Source organism: Aeromonas popoffii, assembly GCF_000820025.1.
Lineage (GTDB): Bacteria > Pseudomonadota > Gammaproteobacteria > Enterobacterales > Aeromonadaceae > Aeromonas > Aeromonas popoffii.
This window is the reverse complement of sequence record NZ_CDBI01000003.1, coordinates 11,371-12,827: the sequence shown is the minus strand read 5'-3', so window position 1 is coordinate 12,827 and position 1,457 is coordinate 11,371. Positions and strand designations below refer to the sequence as shown.

2 protein-coding genes are annotated in these 1,457 nt (G+C 58.3%); both read right to left on the bottom strand.

Going from position 1 to position 1,457, the window contains the following annotated elements; translation table 11 throughout:
• Positions 1-125: 125 nt before the first annotated feature.
• Complete coding sequence (locus BN1129_RS00645; RefSeq protein WP_042033844.1) at positions 126-998, bottom strand: Dam family site-specific DNA-(adenine-N6)-methyltransferase; 873 nt, start codon at positions 996-998, stop codon at positions 126-128.
• 70 nt (positions 999-1,068) lie between these two features.
• Positions 1,069-1,457, bottom strand: a 389-nt coding sequence (locus tag BN1129_RS21970) for an SPOR domain-containing protein (RefSeq protein ID WP_042033843.1), incomplete at its 5' end; no start/stop codon positions are given.

Below are 1,457 nucleotides of genomic sequence, written 5' to 3'. Positions count from 1 at the left end.
GATGAAAACGACCCGAATGCGGGGAGGAGGACAGCAGCAGTTCCCATCCTCTTTGACCATCGACTGAGGGAGAAGAGCGGCAAAACCTGGAAACAGCAGCGGCACCCGAGGGTGCCGCCAGAAGATCAGCCGAGTGAGACAAGCTCAGCATCGCTGGGGTAGTGACCCTGCTCCGGTTCGATACCGGGCGGGTAGAGCGCCAGCAGCTCGGCCACCTTGTTGCGGCTACCGCCGTTGCGACTGATGGTGCGCTTGACCAGGATCTCGTCCAGTCGAGCGCCACGGTATAGCTCGCGAGTCAGCTCTATGTCGTGGTTGCTGATAAGCACCGGCACCCCCTTGTGGGCAGCCGTGTGACGTGCCAGCCGCGCCAATATGGCCTGATCATCCAGCGTGAAACCGCCTGCGGAATAGGTGGTGAAGCTCGCCGTGGTGGAAAGCGGCGCATAGGGGGGATCGCAGTAGATCACCCAGTCCGGCTCGGCGCGCTTGATGGCATCGGCATAGCTTTCGCAGATGAAGGTCGCCTTCTGCGCCTTCTCGGCAAAAGCCCATAGCTCTTTCTCCGGGAAGTATGGCTTCTTGTAGGAACCAAACGGCACGTTAAAGCCGCCCTTCTTGTTATAGCGACACAAACCATTGAAACCGTGGCGGTTGAGAAACAGGAACAGCAGTGCCCGCTCAAAGGTGGTTTCGGTCTGATTGAACTGGGTACGCAGCCGATAGTAGGCCGCCTTGTGATTGTGCTCGGCCACAAACAACTTGCGCGCTTCGGCGATGAATCGGTCAGGCGTCAGCTTGAGATGGTTGTAAAGGCAGATCAGATCCGGATTGATGTCGTTGAGCACATAGGCGTCGTAGTCGGTGTTGAGAAACACGGACCCGGCACCGACGAAGGGCTCCAGCAACACACGCCCGGCCGGCAAGCGCTCGGCAATCTCTTCAACCAGGGAGTATTTTCCCCCGGCCCATTTTAAAAAAGCGCGTGTTTTTTTCATGGAAATCCGGTGTTAAGAAGGCATCGACCAAAAAAGGGGGACGATTCTACCCCCTTACCGGGCGCAATGGCTATTGCTTCAACTCTTTTTGTACCTGAGCAAACGACTTGGGCCAGGGCTGCCCCTTGAGCAGGGCGGGTGAGAGCTTGCGAATGGCAGCCTTAGCTTGCGCTGCGTTGGCATAATCCCCTTGCAATACCACGTACCAGGGGCTGCCACGGAACTGGGTTTTGTAAACCCAGACATTGCCTGCCAGAGCGTGCTCGGCCACGAATTTGTCGACGGCCTTGGTGTTGCTCGCACCCATCAGCTGGATGCTGTAATGACGCTTGGGCTTCTTGTTCAGGGTCGCCGCTGGTGTCAACGCCACCTTGGGTGACGGTGCCACCGCGGGTTCAACCACGGCTTGCTTGGCGACCGGTTTGGTTGCAACTGGGGTGCTCTCGGCCTTGGGCGCGG

Coding starts and splice junctions, on each gene's coding strand:
- BN1129_RS00645 (WP_042033844.1), bottom strand. CDS start 998: ATGAAAAAAACACGCGCTTTTTTAAAATGGGCCGGGGGAAAATACTCC.